General features: G+C 65.8%; 11 protein-coding genes. 6 read left to right on the top strand and 5 right to left on the bottom strand.

Translation table 11 applies throughout. The annotated features are described in order from the left end of the window. Positions 1-47 precede the first annotated feature (47 nt). From EJO66_RS25515 to EJO66_RS25505, 3 genes are all read right to left on the bottom strand, one after another. Complete coding sequence (locus EJO66_RS25515) at positions 48-956, bottom strand: LysR family transcriptional regulator (RefSeq protein ID WP_125966471.1); 909 nt, start codon at positions 954-956, stop codon at positions 48-50. A 66-nt stretch (positions 957-1,022) separates the two neighbouring features. Further along, a complete protein-coding gene (gene gor / locus EJO66_RS25510) occupies positions 1,023-2,411 on the bottom strand; it encodes a glutathione-disulfide reductase (RefSeq protein WP_125966470.1) in 1,389 nt (462 codons plus the stop codon). A gap of 296 nt (positions 2,412-2,707) precedes the next feature. After that, positions 2,708-3,652 (bottom strand): LysR family transcriptional regulator, encoded by a 945-nt coding sequence (locus tag EJO66_RS25505; RefSeq protein WP_124960655.1) that lies wholly within the window; start codon positions 3,650-3,652, stop codon positions 2,708-2,710. A 207-nt stretch (positions 3,653-3,859) separates the two neighbouring features. Between EJO66_RS25505 and EJO66_RS25500 the strand changes: the two genes are divergently transcribed. The 4 genes from EJO66_RS25500 to EJO66_RS25485 all read left to right on the top strand — a co-directional run bounded on the left by EJO66_RS25500 (position 3,860) and on the right by EJO66_RS25485 (position 11,048). After that, the gene (locus EJO66_RS25500; RefSeq protein ID WP_125966469.1) at positions 3,860-5,035 is read left to right on the top strand and encodes an efflux RND transporter periplasmic adaptor subunit; all 1,176 of its coding nucleotides are present in this window, start codon (positions 3,860-3,862) and stop codon (positions 5,033-5,035) included. After that, on the top strand, positions 5,032-8,238 hold the full coding sequence (locus EJO66_RS25495; protein ID WP_125966468.1) for an efflux RND transporter permease subunit: 3,207 nt from the start codon (positions 5,032-5,034) through the stop codon (positions 8,236-8,238). The genes EJO66_RS25500 and EJO66_RS25495 overlap by 4 nt, the downstream gene beginning before the upstream one ends. After that, complete coding sequence (locus EJO66_RS25490; RefSeq protein ID WP_124960652.1) at positions 8,235-9,752, top strand: efflux transporter outer membrane subunit; 1,518 nt, start codon at positions 8,235-8,237, stop codon at positions 9,750-9,752. The genes EJO66_RS25495 and EJO66_RS25490 overlap by 4 nt, the downstream gene beginning before the upstream one ends. A 159-nt stretch (positions 9,753-9,911) precedes the next feature. Continuing rightward, the gene (locus EJO66_RS25485; protein WP_240648775.1) at positions 9,912-11,048 is read left to right on the top strand and encodes an NADH:flavin oxidoreductase; all 1,137 of its coding nucleotides are present in this window, start codon (positions 9,912-9,914) and stop codon (positions 11,046-11,048) included. A 463-nt stretch (positions 11,049-11,511) separates the two neighbouring features. Here EJO66_RS25485 and EJO66_RS25475 read toward each other — a convergent pair whose 3' ends face one another. After that, entirely contained in the window at positions 11,512-14,514 is a 3,003-nt protein-coding gene (locus tag EJO66_RS25475) for a PAS domain-containing protein (protein ID WP_240648774.1), read from the bottom strand. Positions 14,515-14,723: 209 nt separating this feature from the next. Here EJO66_RS25475 and EJO66_RS25470 point away from each other — a divergent pair, with 209 nt between their 5' ends. Next, entirely contained in the window at positions 14,724-15,500 is a 777-nt protein-coding gene (locus EJO66_RS25470; RefSeq protein ID WP_125966466.1) for an enoyl-CoA hydratase/isomerase family protein, read from the top strand. Positions 15,501-15,635: 135 nt separating this feature from the next. After that, positions 15,636-16,868 (top strand): acyl-CoA dehydrogenase family protein, encoded by a 1,233-nt coding sequence (locus EJO66_RS25465; RefSeq protein WP_124960649.1) that lies wholly within the window; start codon positions 15,636-15,638, stop codon positions 16,866-16,868. A gap of 25 nt (positions 16,869-16,893) precedes the next feature. On the opposite strand, the gene EJO66_RS25460 is transcribed toward EJO66_RS25465, so the two are convergent. Continuing rightward, positions 16,894-17,862 carry a Bug family tripartite tricarboxylate transporter substrate binding protein gene (locus tag EJO66_RS25460; RefSeq protein ID WP_124960648.1) on the bottom strand — a complete coding sequence of 323 codons (969 nt, stop codon included), beginning with the start codon at positions 17,860-17,862 and terminating at the stop codon, positions 16,894-16,896. Positions 17,863-17,977: the final 115 nt, after the last annotated feature.

Below are 17,977 nucleotides of genomic sequence, written 5' to 3'. Positions count from 1 at the left end.
CGGTGGCCACAAGTATCTTGCCTGTGCCGTCGGGTGGCAGCCCTTCGTCAGCGCATGGTGGCGTGGTTCAAGAACAGTTGCGCTACCCATTCGACGAACACACGCACCTTGGCCGAAAGGTGGCGGTTCTGCGGATACACCACGTGGATCGGCAGTGGTTCGTTGGTCCAGTCGTCCAGGATGGATACGAGCCGCCCGTCTTTGAGCATTGGCGCCATCAGGAAGTCTGCCATCTGCACGATACCCAACCCGGCCAGGCCTGCAGCCGTGTACGCATAGCTGTCGCTCAATGCGATGTGACTGGACAAGGCGACCTGGATCTTCTCGCCGTCCTTCTTGAAATACCAATCGAACATCTTGCCCGAGCGTGCGGAGAAATAATTGACGCAGCTGTGGTGCACCAGATCGTTGGGATGCATGGGCCGGCCATGGCGCTTGAGGTAGGCCGGCGAGGCACAAGTGGTGTAGTGCATCGTGCCGACGCGGCGCGCGATCAGGCTGGAATCGGTCAGGCGACGGCCTCCGCGAATCGCGCAATCCACCCCTTCCTCGACCAGGTCCACCTGCCGGTCGCTGCAGCCCAGTTCGAGCCGGATGTCCGGATACCGCTCGAGGAAGTCGGGAAGCGCGGGAATGATCACCTCGCTGGCCAGGCCGGTCGGGGCGTCGATACGCAGCCTTCCCGCGGGGCTGCCCCTTGTTTGAGACACGCAGTCCTCGGCTTCGCGCACCTCCGAGAGGATGCGCATGCAGCGCTCGTAGTAGGCGGCGCCTTCGGCGGTGACGCTGACGTGCCGGGTGGTCCGGTTCAGAAGCTTGACCGACAGCGAACCTTCCAGCGACTGAATCAAGGTTGACACCGTTGCTTTGGGAAGCTTCATGTTCTCTGCCGCGCGGGTGAATCCGCCGGTGTCCACGACCTGGACAAACACTTCCATCGCCAAAAATTTGTTCATCCGTGGTCCTGGGTGAATCGGGGGAACAGCGGTCGACGCCGCAAGGCGCAAGCGAGCCTTCAAGGATCAGACGCGCACGCCGTCCCTGATGCGGTAGCTCGGCTGGTACATGGTCACGAGTTCCTCGGCTGCAGTGGGATGGACGGCCATGGTCCGGTCGAAATCATCCTTCGTGACGCCGGCCTTCAGCGACACGCCGAGCAACTGCACCATCTCGCCGGCCTCGTGGCCGAGGACGTGGGCGCCGACCACCTTGCGGCCTGCGGCGTCGACAACGAGCTTCATGAGCATCTTCTCCATGCGTCCGGAGAGCGTCGCCTTCATCGGACGGAACTCGGCGCGATAGACCTCGATCTCGGAATACTTCTTGGCGGCCTCTTCTTCCGACAGGCCCACCGTCCCGATCTCCGGCTGCGAAAAAACGGCCGTCGGGATCAGGTCGTGATCGGGCGAGGTCGGATTGTTCCTGTACTCGGTCTCGATGAAGCACATGGCTTCATGGATGGCGACGGGTGTCAGCTGCACCCGGTGGGTGACGTCTCCCAGCGCGTAGATGCTCGGCACATTGGTGCGGGAGTACTGGTCCACGACGATCGCGCCAAGTGGATCCACCTCTACACCCGCGGCTTCCAGGCCCAGGCCCTGCGTGTTCGGCTCGCGGCCGAGCGCCAGCATGACGGTGTCGACCAAGATCGACTCGCCGCACATCGTCCTGACCAACAAACCGCCGTCAACCTTCTGTTCCACTTTCTCCATGACGTCGGTGAGAATGATGCGGAAGCCCTTGTCGACCATGGCTTTGTGCAGGCCCTGGCGCAGGTCGTGATCGAAACGCGACAAGATCTCCTTGCCGCGGTAGATGAGCGTTACAGCCACACCAAGGCCGTGGAACACATTGGCGAACTCGACCGCGATGTAGCCGCCGCCGGCGATCAGCATCGAACGCGGCAGCTGCGGAAGGTCGAAAGCTTCGTTGGATGAGATGCACAGCTCATGGCCAGGGAGCGCCGCATGGGGGTTCGGCGTGCCGCCCGTGGCGATGACGATCCTGTCAGCGGTGACGGTCTGGCCGGTATGCACCAGGCGCACGGTGTGCGCGTCGACCAACTCGGCGCGGCTGTCGATGATTCGGGCACCGTTGCTCTCGAGCCCACGCCGGTACAAGCCTTCGAGCCTCAGGATTTCCTTGTCCTTGGCGGCCAGCAAGGTGTCCCAGTCGAACGTGGTCTCGCCGACCTTCCATCCGTACCCTGCAGCATCCTCGAAATGCTCGCGATACTGAGAGGCGTACACGAAGAGCTTCTTGGGAACGCAGCCCCGAATGACGCAGGTGCCGCCGAACCGGTGCTCTTCGGCGATGGCGACGCGTTTGCCCAGCGCGGCAGCGACGCGCCCTGCCCTCACGCCGCCCGAGCCACCTCCGATCACGAACAGATCGTAGTCATACGCGGCCATGAAAGATTCCTTTTTTTGACTGACACGCGAAGGCGCGCAACGGCGCCCTCTCGTCGAATTTCGTGGCGGTCTGGTGATCGACCCATGGGCTTCGCCGCGTCCTTTCCCGCCAGGCGGCTTCGAGCGTCAGACGACACAGCGTCGTCGCACCCACGACCTTGAGCGCGAATTCTGAGCATGGTCCAGAACTCGATAAAGGCCCCGACGACGAATTGAATGTTCAGGCGACTGAACAACGGGCGTGCACGACCAGCCGCATGACGACATATGAAAGCGAGCGTCGGCGTATCCTGGGCCTAAGCTTGCCATCGCGCGGACTCGTAGGAGTCGACCCGCCATCCGGCTTCCTCCCTGCGCACGACTTCTGCAACCCAGTCGGCGAACGCTCGCACGGTCGGGGACAACTGACGATTCTGGGGGTATAGGACCGAAAGCGGCACAGTCGGCGACGCGTGGTCGGCGAGCACCTGCCGAAGGCGGCCGCTCAGAAGGTAGGGACGCACCATGTAGCTGCCGGCACGGATGAGGCCGAGGCCTTCGAGGCCGCATGTCACGTACGCATCCGTGTCGTTGACGATGAGACGTTCTCGCATCCTGACGCTGCGGTGCTCGCCATTCACCTCGAAATTCCAGTCCATCGTGCGCGCGGTGCGGCTGGACAGGTAGCCGACGGCCTCGTGATTCGCCAGATCCTCCAGAGATTCAGGCGGGCCGTGACGGGCCAGGTATTCCGGCGAGGCGCAGGTCACCCACTCGAATGAGCCGATGCGCTTGGCAACGAGCGTGGCGGAGTCTTCGGGCGTCCCCGCTCGAATGACGCAATCGATACCCTCCTGCACGAGCTCCACCGTGCGGTCAGACGCCGTCAGCGTGAGTTCGACGTCCGGGAAACGAGTCTGGAAGTCCTTGATGCAAGGCAGGACGACCAAGCGCGCAAGCGAGAGCGTCATGTCGACTCGAAGGCAGCCGCGAGGCTGCCCGGCCCGTCCCGGGAAGCTCGACTCGACGCCTTCGATGTCCGCGAGCAACCGCTTGCAATGCTCGAAGTACAGCGTGCCCTCCGGGGTCAGGCTGATGTGGCGCGTGGTCCGCTGCAACAGTCGGGCGCCCAGGAACTTCTCCAGGTCCTTCACGGCTCGCGTGACCCGGGATTTGGGCATGAATAGGCTGTCCGCAGCTCGAGTGAAGCTGTGCATTTCGACCACGCGGGCGAAGATCTGCATCGACTGGAGGCGGTCCACGGGGCTCTCTCCTTGTAGGGCGACTATTGCACGGTACGGAACTAGGTGTGGCTTGCACCGCGAGAAATTCCATTTTTATCGCATTGGCAAGGGGCGATGACAAGTGATTGTTCCAACGGAGGCAACAAAGTAACCCAGGTTCCGGACTCGATCTTCATGCGCCACGCGCACAGACTGCAAACCGTTCAATTTTGTAGAGCACGTCGCATGAAACCCCTCAAGAAGCAGCACCTGGCGGTCGTCACGACAGCCGTTGCGGTGGTCGTTGCTGGCAGCATGTTCTGGAAGCACGGTTCCGAAGCGCATGCCCAAGCCGCCGCCGCACTCCCCACCGTCAAGTACCGGCCAGCCTTGCAGCGTTCGGTATCGGACTCACAGGACTACACGGGACGGCTCGAAGCCGTTGATCTCGTTGACGTTCGCGCCAAAGTACCGGGCTCGCTGCTCGCGGTGCACTTCAAGCCGGGCCAGCATGTTCGCCAAGGCGACGTTCTCTTCGCCATCGACCCGGCACCCTTCGAGACCCAGGTGCGCCAGGCGCAGGCCACCCTGGCAGGTGCCGAAGCACGGCAACGGCTGGCAGACACGGAGCGCGCCCGCGGACAGAGGCTGCTGGAATCGAATGCGATCGCGCGCAGGGAGTTCGACACGCTCGACAATGCGGCACGCGAGGCTGCCGCGTCACTGAAGGGGGCGCAGGCCGCTCTCGCGCAGGCTCAACTGCAGCTCAGCTACACCCGGGTCCGCGCGCCCATTGCGGGACGGATCTCCCGCGCGGAAATCACCGCGGGCAATGTGGTGACGGCAGGCGGCGAAGCGACCCCGCTCACCACGATCGTCTCTGACAGCAAGCTCTACGCATCCTTCAACGTGGACGAGCAGAGCTACCTCCAGATCATCGCCCCTTCGCTGAGGGCAGGCACGCAGCCGGTGGTGAAGGTCGGCCTTGCCAATGACACCGACTTTCCCTACGCAGCATCCATCGAAGCGATCGACAACCAGATGGATATCCGGTCGGGAACCGTGCGGGTTCGCGCGCGCATCGACAAGGTGAACCCCGAGATGCTTCCCGGTCTGCGGGCACGCATCCGTCTGCAAGGCGGTGCGCCTTACGACGCCGTGTTGGTGGACGAGGCCGTCGTCGGCACCGACCAGGACCGGAAGTACGTGCTGGTCGTCAACGCAGAGAACAAGGTCGAGCGCCGCGCCATCGACCTCGGCGTGCTGCAGGGAACACAGCGGGTCGTGCGCAGCGGGCTCGCGCCAGGTGCAAAGGTCATCGTGGACGGCTCCTTCCGCGCGTCCCCCGGCGCGTCGGTCTCGGCCGTCGCTGCAGAGGCCCCCGAGGCCTCCGCCGGCGCCGCCAATGGAGGCCGGTCGTGAACATCTCGAAATTCTTCATCGACCGGCCGATCTTCGCGGCCGTCCTGTCGGCGTTGATTCTCCTTGCGGGCATCGTGGCGTCGTTCAACATGCCGGTGTCTGAATACCCGCAGGTCATTCCGCCATCGGTGGTGGTGCACGCGCAATACCCCGGCGCCAACGCCAAGACCATTGCGGAAACCGTCGCGGCACCGCTGGAGCAGTCCGTCAACGGCGTCGAGGACATGCTCTACATGGACTCGAAGGCCAGCGGCGACGGTCATCTGTACCTGACCGTGACCTTCAAGCTGGGAACCGATCCGGACAGGGCCCAACAGCTGGTGCAGACCCGGGTGTCCCAAGCCCAGGCGCGACTGCCCGAGGATGTGCAGCGCCTGGGCGTGACGGCGGTCAAGAACCTGCCGATGATCACCATCGCCGTGCACATGGTGTCGCCGAAGGGGACCTACGACAACAACTACATCAGCAACTACGCCATCCTTCACGTGAAGGATCGCCTGGCCCGGATCACGGGCGTCGGCGACGTGGCGATCTGGGGTCCCGGCGGCTATGCCATGCGGGTCTGGCTGGACCCGGCCGCGCTGGCCGAGCGGGGACTGAGTGCGAACGATGTCGCCGGCGCCATTCGACGCCAGAACATCCAGGCCGCTGTCGGAACGATCGGAAGTTCACCCACCTCCGCGGACACCGCCTTCCAACTCAACGTCAACGCCGACGGCCGGCTCAAGTCGCCCGAGGAATTCAAGGCCATCGTCATCAAGTCCGATGCCCGTGGAGCGATCACGCGCCTGGGCGACGTGGCGCGCGTGGAACTCGGCGCCGAAGACTACGGCATCCGCGCCACGCTGGACAACGCGCCCGCCGTCGCCGTGACCGTGCAGGAATCACCTGGCGCGAACTCGCTTCAGATCTCCCGCGACGTGCACAAGGCCATGAAGGAGCTCGAGAAGGACTTCCCCGAAGACGTGGTCTATCGCATCGTCTATGAGCCGAGCCGCGCGGTCCAGTCCGGCATCGACGCGGTCATCGAAACCCTGCTGGAATCCGTGGCGCTGGTGGTGCTGGTCGTGTTCCTGTTCCTGCAGACCTGGCGCGCTTCCATCATTCCGCTCATCGCGGTTCCCATCTCGATCGTCGGCACGTTCACCTTCCTGCTGCTGGCGGGCTACTCCATCAACACGCTGTCGCTGTTCGGCCTCGTGGTGGCCATCGGCATCGTGGTCGACGATGCCATCGTGGTCGTCGAGAACGTCGAGCGGAACATCGCACGCGGGCTCAGCCCCCGGGAGGCGACCTACCAGGCCATGCGCGAGGTCAGCGGGCCCATCATCGCCATCGCACTGACGCTGTCCGCCGTCTTCCTCCCGCTGGCGTTCCTCAGCGGCCTGACCGGAGAGTTCTACAAGCAGTTCGCGGTCACCATCGCCATTTCCACGCTGATCTCGGCGGTGAATTCGCTGACGCTGTCCCCGGCGCTGTCGGCGCTGCTGCTGAAGGGACATGGCGCTGCTCCCGACGCGGTGACCCGCGTGACGCAAAAGGTGTTCGGCCGCTTCTTCGGACGCTTCAATCGCACTTTCGATCGCACCTCGGAGGCATACGGAGGAAGCGTCGGCCGTCTGCTGCGGCACAAGGGCGCCCTGCTCGCCGTGTACGCGGTGTTGTTGGGGGGAACCTGGTGGCTTACCGGCCATGTCCCGGGCGGCTTCGTTCCTGCGCAGGACAAGGAGTACCTCGTGAGCCTGGCGCAACTGCCCGAGGGCTCGACGCTGGACCGCACCGAGGCGACCATGAACAAGATGAATGCCATGGCGCTCAAGCACCCCGCGGTCCTGGGAACTTCGAGCTACAGCGGTCTTTCGATCAACGGCGTGACCAAGAGCTCGAGCACGGCCCTGACATTTGTCTTGCTCAAGCCGTTCAAGGAGCGCAAGGGGATCAGCGCCGACCGGGTCGCGGCCGACCTGGGCCGTGAGTTCGGCAGCATCGGCCACGCCTTCACCGGGATCTTTCCACCACCGCCGGTCTACGGCCTCGGAACTCTGGGCGGCTTCAAGCTGCAGATCGAGGACCGGGCGGACCTGGGGTACGACGAGCTCTACAAGGCGACACAAGCCTTCATCAAGAAGGCGTCCGAAGCGCCCGAGCTCGGCCCGCTCTTCTCGACCTACACCGTGAACGCGCCCCAGCTCAAGGTGGACCTCGACCGTGCGAAGGCACAGCAGCTGGGCGTGGATACGACGGCGGCCTTCAGTGCGTTGCAGTCGTTCCTGGGTTCCTACTACGTCAACGACTTCAACTTCCTGGGCCGCGTGTACCAGGTGCGCATGCAAGCCGACAGCCAGTTCCGCTCCAAGCCCGACGACATCGGACAGCTGCACGTTCGCAGCGAGTCCGGCCAAATGGTTCCGCTCGCGTCGTTCGCCAAGGTCAGCCAGACCTATGGCCCCGACCAGGTCACCCGCTACAACGGTTTCACGTCCGCCGACGTGGGCGGCAGTCCGGCGCCGGGCTACTCGTCGGACCAGGCGATGGAGGCGATACAGCGGATCGCGGCTGCAACCTTGCCACCGGGCATGACGTTCGAATGGACGGACCTGACCTACCAGCAGATCATCGCCGGCAACAGCGCGGTGTGGATTCTTCCGCTCTGCGTTCTCCTGGTGTTCTTCGTGCTGGCGGCCCAGTACGAGAGCCTGACGCTGCCACTGGCCATCATCCTGATCATTCCGATGAGCATCTTCTCCGCGCTGCTCGGCGTGTGGCTCACGAAGGGTGACAACAACATCTTCACCCAGATCGGACTCATCGTGCTTGTCGGCCTGGCGTCGAAGAACGCCATCCTGATCGTCGAGTTCGCTCGCGAGCTCGAGATGGCGGGGCTGTCCACGTTGAAGGCCGTGATCGAGGCCTGCCGCTTGCGGCTGCGGCCCATCCTGATGACGTCGCTGGCCTTCATCATGGGCGTGATCCCTCTCGTTCTGTCGACAGGCGCAGGCGCAGAAATGCGCCAGGCGATGGGCATCTCGGTGTTCTTCGGAATGATCGGCGTCACGCTGTTCGGCCTGTTTCTCACACCGCTCTTCTACGTGCTCGCCCGGGCGCTTGGCGGAGGAAGGCCGCTTCGATCTGCCGCGCATCACGAGGCACCCTCGATCGTCCCGCATCACCTTGGACATCAACAGCCGGAGGTTCAGGCATGACCCACCCAACCCAAGCGATCCAGCGACTGTCCGGAAGTGCGCTTTCCTTGGCAGCAAGTCTGCTCCTGCTGTCCGCGTGCTCCCTCGCGCCCGTCGAGAATCGCCCCGGCATCGACATTCCCGCGAAGTTCGCCGAGTACGAGGGACGCACGCTCGCGCTGCAGCCCGCAGAAGACCCGGGCCGGTGGCGGCCGGCGGAACCGGCAGACCAGCAGGCGCCTTCTCCATGGTGGGGCGTCTTCGGCGACCCTGTCCTTGTGCAGCTCGAGGAGGAGGCGCTCAAGGCCAATCCGGATGTGTCCATCGCGATGGCAAGGCTCAAGCAGGCGCGCGCACTGATTTCGCAAAGCGAGTCGGCGCAGCTTCCCGAAGTGGGCGCAGGTTTCGGTCCCAGTCGGCAGCGCATCAGCGGCACGGCTGCGGGGCGCGGAGACGGCGCACCGGGGTCCACGCAAACGCTGTGGCGCGCACAGGCCTCCGTCGCCTACGAGGTCGACATCTTCGGCCGGGTTTCGTCGGGTGTTGCCGCCGCACGTGCCGATGCGGCCCGGCAGCAGGCGCTGGCGCACCAGATGCTGTTGCTCGTCCAAGCCGACGTCGCCAAGACGTACTTCAGCCTGCGACAGTTCGAGGGCGAGCTCCGCCTGCTTCGGGACACCGTGAGGCTGAGACAAGACGCCATGTCGCTGTTGGAACGAAAGCTCGATGTGGGCGCTGCGGCCCCTTACGTCGTCGACCAGGTAAAGACGGAGTTGTTCTCGGCCCGCTCGGAGCAACTGGCTGTCGAGCAGCAGCATGCGCTGGCGTTGCATGCCTTGGCGATCCTGCTGGGCAAGCTGCCTGCGGCGTTCTCCGTCGAGGCGCGGCCTCTGGACAACGTCACGGTCCGGCTTCCGCCAGGCATGCCCTCGACGTTGCTCGAGCGCAGGCCGGACATCGCAGCCGCCGAACGCGCCATGACCGCGGAGAACGCGCGCATCGGCGTTGCGAGGGCAGCATTCTTTCCGGCGCTCTCGCTGACGGGGTCCCTGGGCTACGAGTCGGCCGACCTGGGAAACCTGGCCAATTGGTCCCAACGCACGTTCCTGCTGGGTCCCCTGGTGGGAACGGCCTTGAGCATGCCAATCTTCGATGGAGGAAGGCGAAGCGCCGAAGTGGCGCGCGTGCGCGGCGTCTACGAGGAGAGGGTCGCCGAGTATCGCAAGACGGTGCTCCAGGCCTTCCGCGAGGTTGAGGACTCCCTGGTCTCGATCAGAACCCTTGACGAGCGGATCGTTCAACAGCGGGGAGCGGAAGACGCATCGTCTGGCGTCGCGCAATCAGCCAAAGCGAGATTCGACGAAGGCGACGTCGACTACCTGGTCGTTGTCGATGCCGAGCGCACCCGCTTGCGCAGCCGCCAGTCGCGTATCCAGTTCGAGGGTGAGCGCGCGCGCGCGACCGTTGATCTGGTCAAAGCGCTCGGCGGTGGCTGGGACCTCTCAAAGGCCGAGAAGTCCGACATCAAAGGCTGATCCGACGGTGTCGCAGGAGCGACCAAGGCCGTTTCCATTCACACGCGGCCGCGTGCCGCGCTCGATTCGAGGGCATATGAAGCCTGCGCGTGCGAGCGATGGCATCCGCCGCGGTCGCAGTCCTGCGGCTCGAGCTCGAATGCCGCTGCTCAAAGGTCGTTGCCCGACCCCGATCTGCACTTCCCAATTATCTTTTGGAGCTTTCTTGTGTCTGTTTCTGATCTCTTCAAACCGCTCACTCTCCTGCACGGCCCGGCGATGAGGAACCGCTTCATGCTGGCGCCGCTGACCAACCAGCAAAGCGAGCTCGACGGCACTGCCTCCGTGTACGACCACTTCTGGATGGAGCAGCTGTCCCAAAGCGGCTATGCGTTGATCCAGACCTGTGCCACGACCGTGGAAGCCGGCGGCATTGCGTTTGCGCGGCAGTTGGGAATCCACAGCGATGACCACCTGCCGGGTCTGACCCGGATGGCCACAACCATTCGCAGCGGCGGTGGCCTCTCGGCGGTGCAATTGCACCACGCGGGCCACCGTGCCAACCCGCTGCTGGGGGGCATTCCGGCTCCTGCTTCCAGTGACACTTTGCCGGGCATTCCGGCGATCTCGACCGAAGTGGTGGAGCGGATCCGCGACAGCTTCATCGCCGCCGCGAAAAGGGCGCAACTGGCAGGGTTCGACGGCGTCGCGGTGCATGGCGCATTCGGTTGGATCCTTTCTGAGTTCATGTCGCCATTCCTGAACGATCGCAAGGACAAATACGGCGGCAGCCTCGAGAACCGGGCGCGCCTGACCCTGGAGGTGATCGAAGGCATCCGCCGGGAATGCGGCCCTGATTTTCAGATTGGCTGGCGACTGTCGATCGAGCGGTACGGGTTGCGCCTGGAGGAACTGCGCGAGGTCACCGCATATATCTTTGATCGCGAGTTGATCGACTATCTCGACCTGGCCTTGTGGGACTCTGCGCAGGTCGTCAGAGAAGGGCCATTCCGTGGCAAGACGATGCTTAGCCTCTTCACCGAATTGCCTCGCAAGGGAGTTCGCCTGGGGACCGCCGGCAAGATCATGAGTGCCAAGCGTGCCGGCGAGTTGCTGGACGAGGGCTGCGACTTCGTGCTGATTGCCCGGGCCGGTATTCTTCAGCGGGACTTTCCACTGCAGGTCAAGGCCGATCCGACGTACGACAGTCCAAGGCTTCCAGTGCCTGCCGAGTACTTGCGCGAGCGTGGGTTGAGCGAACGTTTCATCGACCATATGCGGGGATGGCAGACCTTCGTCTTGCACGGCTCGCGATAGGCCGAGCGGACGAACACCCGGCCCCGACTCGCTCACTGCACAAGGAGGCGGCTTGACTACGCCGTGTGCCAACGAGACCAACCTGCGATAGCCAAAGTCACGTCAATACCCCCTTACCGCCGGTTGGTCGGTCACATCCAGTCGCGAGGCTCTCAGGCTATCGCTGATTGGAGTTGATTCCAGGGCTACCGCCTACGTCATGCAATTGCTGAAAGAGCAGCCCGCATCCATCCGCAGCCAGGGCGACGCGTTGAACCAAGAGGAAGAAATGGCGTCACCCGCGAGCTCGAGGCGCAGGCCTTCATGGCAGAGCATGCCAAGCCGGTGAAGACGGTGGTCGTCAAGGACGCCTCGCACGTCGTGATGACGTCGAAGCCCGACGTAGTCGCGAAGCTCATCGTCGAAGCCGCCGGCCGGTAGAGCGACTTCCACGCTCGGCCCGGCCATCCCGCTTCAGCCGCGGCTACGCCTGGCCGCCCTCCGTTGGCAGCGGCGCCGTCTGCACGTTGTTGCGGCCGACCCGCTTGGCGCGGTAGAGCATCTCGTCCGCCTGCTTCACCAGTGCGGCCGCGCTTGCGGCGCCGCCCTGGTAGAACGCCAGGCCGATGCTCGCGGTGACGTTGATCGTGCGCTGCGGCTCGACGGTGAACGGCGTCTGCATGGCCAGCACGAGCTTCGTGGCGGCGGCGACTGCGATGTCGGCATGGGGCAGCCCTTCCATGATCACCGTGAACTCGTCGCCGCCCAGGCGCGCGCGCACGTCGCTGGAGCGCAGCCCCTGCGACAGCCGGCCCGAGAAAGCCTTCAGCAGCTCGTCGCCCGTCTGGTGCCCGAACTGGTCGTTGATCTGCTTGAAGCCGTCGATGTCCAGGTACATCAGCGCCATCAGCGCGCCCGCACTGCGGCTGCGGTCCATCGCTTCGCCCAGCCGCAGCTCGAAACCCGCGCGGTTGGCCAGGCCGGTGAGCGGGTCGATCTGCGCCAGGCCCACCAGGCGCTTCTCCTCGAGCTTCTGCCGCGTGATGTCGGTGATCACGGCGTGGAAGCCGACGATGGCGTCGGCATTGGCCGCAGGCTGCGGAATGTACTGGGCCTCGTAGCAGTTGTAGCTGTCGCTCTGGCTGACTTCGCTCTGGAAGGTGACGGCTTCGCCGGCCAGGGCGGCGCGGATGTGCGGCTTCACGGATTCGTAGGCCGGCCCGCCCAGCATCTCCTGCACGGTGTGCCCCTGGATCTGGTCGCGCGAGAGCCCGAACTCGCGTTCGTAGGCCAGGTTGTTGAAGCGGTAGCGCTCGTCGGCATCGATGTAGGCCACCCGCATCGGCAGCGCATCGGCCACCGTGCGCAGGCGGGCCTCGCTTTCCTGCAGCGCCTCCTCCGCCTCGTGATGCGCGGTGATGTCGCTGTCCAGGGTGTAGAGGCCCATCACCTCGCCCTCTTCATTGCGCTCCGGAACCAGCGTGGCCTGGATGTCGCGGCGCCCGCCGGGCCCCGCCACCCTGCGTTCGTAGGTGACCTGGCGTCCGCCCAGCGCCGCGCGGATGTACGGCTCCATTTGCGCCCACGCCTCGTTGCCGTAGAACTCGTGCAGGCTGCGCCCGAGCAGCTGCTGCGGCTCGACGCCGAACCAGTCCTGGTAGGCCTTGTTGACGAAACGGAATCGCAGGTCGCGGTCCAGGTAGGAGATCAGCGCCGGCAGGTGGTCCGTCACCATGCGCAGGCGCTGTTCGCTCTCGCGCAGGGCCTGCTCCGCGGCCTTGGCCGCCGAGATGTCGCGCATCAGCCCCGAGAAATACTCCACCTTGCCGTGCTTGTCGCGGTGCGCAATCACCATGTGGCTGACCGGGAACTCCTCGCGCTTCGCATCCCACACCATCGACTCGCCCACCCAGACGCCGGTCGCGACCGCGGTGGGCACCACCTGCGACCTGAATCGCTCCAGCGTCTGCGGCGGATTGAAGTCGGCCACGCTGAGCCGTTCGATCGGTGCTTCAGGGGCGATCCCGGTGCGGCGGCGCGCGGCCGGGTTCATGTAGATGACTCGGCCGGCCGCATCCAGTTGGACGATGTAGTCGGTCGTCATGTCGAAGACGGCCGTGAGCGTGCGGAGGGCCCGTTCGGCGCGGGTGCGCTCGGTGATGTCGGTCACCGTTCCCACATGGCCCATGACGCGGCCTCCCGCGAGCACAGGCCGGCTTCGCAGGGCCACCAGCACCTGCGTGCCATCCTTGCGGTGCAGCCGGCGCGTGGCGTTCAGCGGTTCGGCCGCGCTGACGATGCGAATCCAGTCCTGGCGGACCTTCTCGCGGATTTCCTCGCGCACCAGCGTGAGCCAGCCCTCCTGCGCCTCTTCGCGCGCCAGCCCGTGGATGGCCAGGTATTCGTCGTTCACGTAGCTCATGCGTCCGTCGCTGCCGCAGCGGAACAGCCCCACGGGCGAGGCGTCGGTGACCGCGGCCACCTCGAGCCGCTGCTCGCGCAGCTCGGCCATCAATGCGTCGAACTCGCGGGCCAGGTCGCCGCGCTCGTCGTTGGCGACGACGTCCAGCCTGACCTGGCTGTCCGGCGAACGGCGCAGCGTGCGGATCGCATTGCTCAGCGCCTCCAGCGGGCGCATGACCCAGGCCGTGCCCAGCCACACCAGCAACGCGCAGCCCAGGCCGAGCCAGAACAACTGCAGCAGCAGGTTGCGCCGCGCCTGTTCCAGCGGGGCGTAGGCGGCGCGGGCCGGCACGATCAGGCGCAGATCCCAGTCGGCACTGCGTACGGTGGCGTGCGTTGCGAGGTCGTGCCCGGTATCGGCGGCGGAGTCGACGGCTGCGGCTGTTGCTGCGGCGGCGGGCGCGAGCAGCAGTTTCGCGTCGGGGTGCATGACGATCCGGGGCGAATCGCCGCGCGTGACGATCTCGTAGTGGCCTCCGCGGCCGATGGTGGCGCGGCTCAGGTCGCCGAGCACGTTGGCACGCTGCAGGTTCAGCGCCGCGCCCAGCACGCCGGCGAAGTGCCCGTCGGGTCCCTCGACGGGGACGGCCATGACCACGGCAGGCTGCCGGTTGCCTTTGGTGAGCAGCGGCGCGGAGATGGCAGGCTGGCGCAGCTCGCGCACCCGCTTGAAGTAGTCGCGGTCGGCAATGTTCGGCGGCTGGCTTGCCGGCGGATGGATCGCGACGATGGCGCCGTCCGGCGTGGCCAGCGCGGTGTTGTCGAACATCGCGCGCAGGTCCTTGTCCGCGAGGAAGCGTTGCTGCGCTTCGGGATCCGCGAAGCCACGCGCGCCGAGCTCGCGCGCTGCACGCGCCAGCGCAGCCAGGTGAACGCCCAGCTTGTAGTCCAGGTCCGCCGCGGCGCCCTCGGTCAGCGCCTGCTGCTGCTCGCGCATCAGGCCGACATATTCGCTGGAGAGGCTTCGGTACTGCCACCAGCCCGTTGCACCCACCAGGGCGAGCACGAGCAAGGTGATGAGCAAGGCTGTCTTCGTTCTCAGCTTGAGCCGCACTGGGTTTCCTTCGCTGGGCACGACGGCCCGGTCGTTCGGGGCTGCGTCTTCCGATGATAGCAACGGGCCGCGCTATGTCCCGCGCGGAATAGCTGATGTACGCCGAGGGCGGTCGCCGCCAGGGACCGCGGCTCGTAGACTGGTCCGCGGCATTTCAAATCATGGCATCAGGAGACATCGTGGACAACTTCTTGCAGCTCGAGGTGGCCATCGCCGATCACGTCGCAACGCTGACGCTGAATGCGCCGCCGGTCAATGCGCTGACGCGCGTGCTCAACGACGAACTGACCCGGGCGCTCGACCAGATCTCCGAGATGGACGACGTGCGCGCGGTGATCCTGACCGGCGAAGGCAGGGTGTTCTGCGCCGGCGCCGACCTGAAGGGACGCGCCGAAGTCATCAAGGGACCGGGCGACCTGATGGCCCATTCGCGCCGCACGCGCGAATGCTTCCACGCGATCCGCGAATGCGCCAAGCCCGTGGTCTGCGCCATCAACGGTGCCGCGCTCGGCTCCGGCCTTGCCATGGCGGCTTCGAGCGACATTCTCATTGCCTCGGAAAAGGCTTCGCTCGGGCTGCCCGAGGTCGACGTCGGCCTGCTCGGCGGCTGCCGCCATGCCATGCGCCTGTTCGGCCATTCGCGCCTGCGCCGCATGATGCTCACGGGCATGCGCGTGCCGGGCGCCGAGCTGTACCGACTCGGGATCGTGGAGGCCTGCACCGCACCCGAAGACCTGATGCCCGCGGCCCGCGAGATCGCCGCCGCCATCGCATCCAAGAGTCCCGTGTCCACCCGCATGGGCAAGCACACGCTCAACGTGATCGAGGACATGAGCCTGCGCGACGGCTATCGCTACGAGCAGGACATGACGGCGCAGATCGCAAAGACCGACGATGCGAAGGAAGCCCAGCGGGCCTTTGCCGAGAAGCGCGCGCCCGTTTTCACGGGGCGCTGAGCTGCGAAGAACGGAAGATTGCGAAGCCCGCCTGGCGCGTCGCTTGCGGGACGGTCTCGGGCGTCCCGCGATGTTCAAATCTTCCGCACGCGAGCGGTCTGGCCGGGTTGCTCGCCACCAAGAAAGGACGCCCCCATGTTTGCCGAACCCTCCGCGAAGACCCGCGATCTGCTCGAACGCCTCAACAAGTTCTTCGACCAGCACATCTATCCCAACGAAGCGCGCTACCACCACGAGATGGACGCCTTCCGCCGCCAGGGCAATGCCTGGCAGGTGTCGCCGCTGATTGAGGAGCTGAAGCCCGTGGCACGCGCGGCCGGCCTCTGGAACATGTTCCTGCCCCATCCGCACCGCGACGTGCCGGCCATCTCCAACCTCGACTACGCGCCGCTGTGCGAGGTAATGGGCCGCGTGTCGTGGTCGGGCGAGGTGTTCAACTGCTCGGCGCCCGACACCGGCAACATGGAGACCATCGAACGCTACGGCACCGAGGCGCAGAAGGACGAATGGCTGGCGCCGCTGCTCGCGGGCGAGATCCGCTCGGGCTTCCTGATGACCGAGCCGGCCGTCGCCTCGTCGGACGCGACCAACATCCAGTGCACCATCCGCCGCGAGGGCGACGAGTACGTGATCAACGGCCGCAAGTGGTTCTCTTCGGGCGCGGGCAGCCCGCGCTGCAAGATCTTCATCGTGATGGGCAAGACCGACCCCGATGCGCCGCGCCATGCGCAGCAGTCGATGGTGCTGGTGCCGCGCGACACCAAGGGCATCACGGTGCTGCGCCACCTTTCGGTGTTCGGCTACGACGATGCACCGCACGGCCACATGGAAGTTCTGCTGGAGGACGTGCGCGTTCCCGCATCGAACATCCTGCTGGGCGAAGGGCGCGGCTTCGAGATTGCGCAAGGGCGGCTCGGCCCGGGGCGCATCCACCATTGCATGCGCTCCATCGGCGCCGCCGAGCGTGCGCTCGAGCTGATGTGCGATCGCCTCCGCAGCCGCGTGGCCTTCGGCCGCCCGCTCGCGGAGCAGTCGATCTGGCACGAGCGCATCGCCGAGTCGCGCTGCCTCATCGACCAGGCCCGCCTGCTCACGCTCAATGCGGCCTACAAGATGGACACCGTGGGCAACAAGGAAGCGCGTGCCGAGATCGCGATGATCAAGGTGGTGGCGCCCAACATGTCGTGCAAGGTGGTCGACTGGGCGATCCAGGCGCACGGCGCCGCCGGCGTCAGCCAGGACTTCTGGCTGGCCGAGGCCTATGCGCACCAGCGCACGGTGCGCATCGTCGACGGGCCCGACGAAGTGCACCGCAACGCCATCGCCAAGCTGGAACTGGCCAAGCGCGCCGCACCGGCGCGCGCCTGAAGCCGCCGAGGCGCAGCGCCCAGGTTCAATCGAGCTTGGCGCCCACCGCCTTGGCCAGCGAGCCCCAGCGTTCCGACTCCGCGGAGATGAACCGCCCGAACTCCGCGGGCTTGCTGCCGACGACCTGCACGCCCTGCTGCTCGAACTGCTGCTTCAGGTCGGGCGAGCGCAGCGCGGCGCCCACGGCACCGTACATCTTGTCGATGACTTCGGCCGGCGTGCGCGCCGGGGCGAGCATGCCGTACCAGTTGTAGGCCTCCACCTTCGGCATGCCGAGTTCGCCGACCGTCGGCACGTCCTTCAGGACCGGAATGCGCGCGGCGCTGGTCACCGCCAGCGCGCGGAGCTTGCCCGACTGGATGAACGGCAGGGCCACGGGAATGTCGACCATCATCATGTCCACCTGGCCGCCCATCAGGTCGGTCAGTGCCGGCGCCGCGCCGCGGTAAGGGATGTGGTTGATGTTCAGGCGGGCCTCGCGCTTGAGCAGCTCGGCCTGCAGGTGCGGCGTGGTGCCGCTGCCGGCCGAGGCGTAGTTGACCTTGCTGGCGTCGCCGGTGGCGCCGGCCTTCAGGTCCGCGAAGGTCTTGAATCTTGAATCGGCGGCCACCACCAGCACGGCCGGCACCTTCAGCGCCTGGGTCACCGCGACCAGGTCCTTCTGCGGGTTGTAGGGCATCGAGGGCGCGATGTGCGGCACGATGGCCAGCGCACCGGCCGAGGAGAACAGCAGCGTGTAGCCATCGGCCGCCGACTTGGCGACCGCGTCGGCGCCGAGCAGGCCGCCGGCGCCGCCCTTGTTGTCGATGACGATGGACTGGCCCAGGGACGCGCTCATCCTGGCGCCGAGTGCGCGCGCCGTCTGGTCCACCGGCCCACCGGCAGGAAAGGGCACGACCACGCGGATCGGCTTGGCGGGATAGGCCTGCGCCCACCCCGAGGCGGCGGCCAGCGCAAGGGCGAGCGCGGCTGCGGATTTGAAAAGTCCGTTCATGTCGATGTCTCCGGTGTCTTCGAATGTCGTGCCCGGACTTTAGGCATGGCACCGGGCCGTGCCACCGCGCCCGGGCGCATAGCTGCTATGCGATGCCGGCCGTTATGCGCCGCCG

Source organism: Variovorax beijingensis, from assembly GCF_003951285.1.
In the GTDB taxonomy this organism is placed as follows: domain Bacteria; phylum Pseudomonadota; class Gammaproteobacteria; order Burkholderiales; family Burkholderiaceae_C; genus Variovorax; species Variovorax beijingensis.
The sequence above is the reverse complement of the archived record's forward strand: the minus strand, read 5'-3'. Positions and strand labels throughout refer to the sequence as shown.

What these genes read in the sequence shown, in the direction of transcription:
- EJO66_RS25515 (WP_125966471.1), bottom strand. Translation starts at nt 956, where the DNA reads ATGAACAAATTTTTGGCGATGGAAGTGTTTGTCCAGGTCGTGGACACC.
- gor (WP_125966470.1), bottom strand. Translation starts at nt 2,411, where the DNA reads ATGGCCGCGTATGACTACGATCTGTTCGTGATCGGAGGTGGCTCGGGC.
- EJO66_RS25500 (WP_125966469.1), top strand. Translation starts at nt 3,860, where the DNA reads ATGAAACCCCTCAAGAAGCAGCACCTGGCGGTCGTCACGACAGCCGTT.
- EJO66_RS25490 (WP_124960652.1), top strand. Translation starts at nt 8,235, where the DNA reads ATGACCCACCCAACCCAAGCGATCCAGCGACTGTCCGGAAGTGCGCTT.
- EJO66_RS25465 (WP_124960649.1), top strand. Translation starts at nt 15,636, where the DNA reads ATGTTTGCCGAACCCTCCGCGAAGACCCGCGATCTGCTCGAACGCCTC.
- EJO66_RS25460 (WP_124960648.1), bottom strand. Translation starts at nt 17,862, where the DNA reads ATGAACGGACTTTTCAAATCCGCAGCCGCGCTCGCCCTTGCGCTGGCC.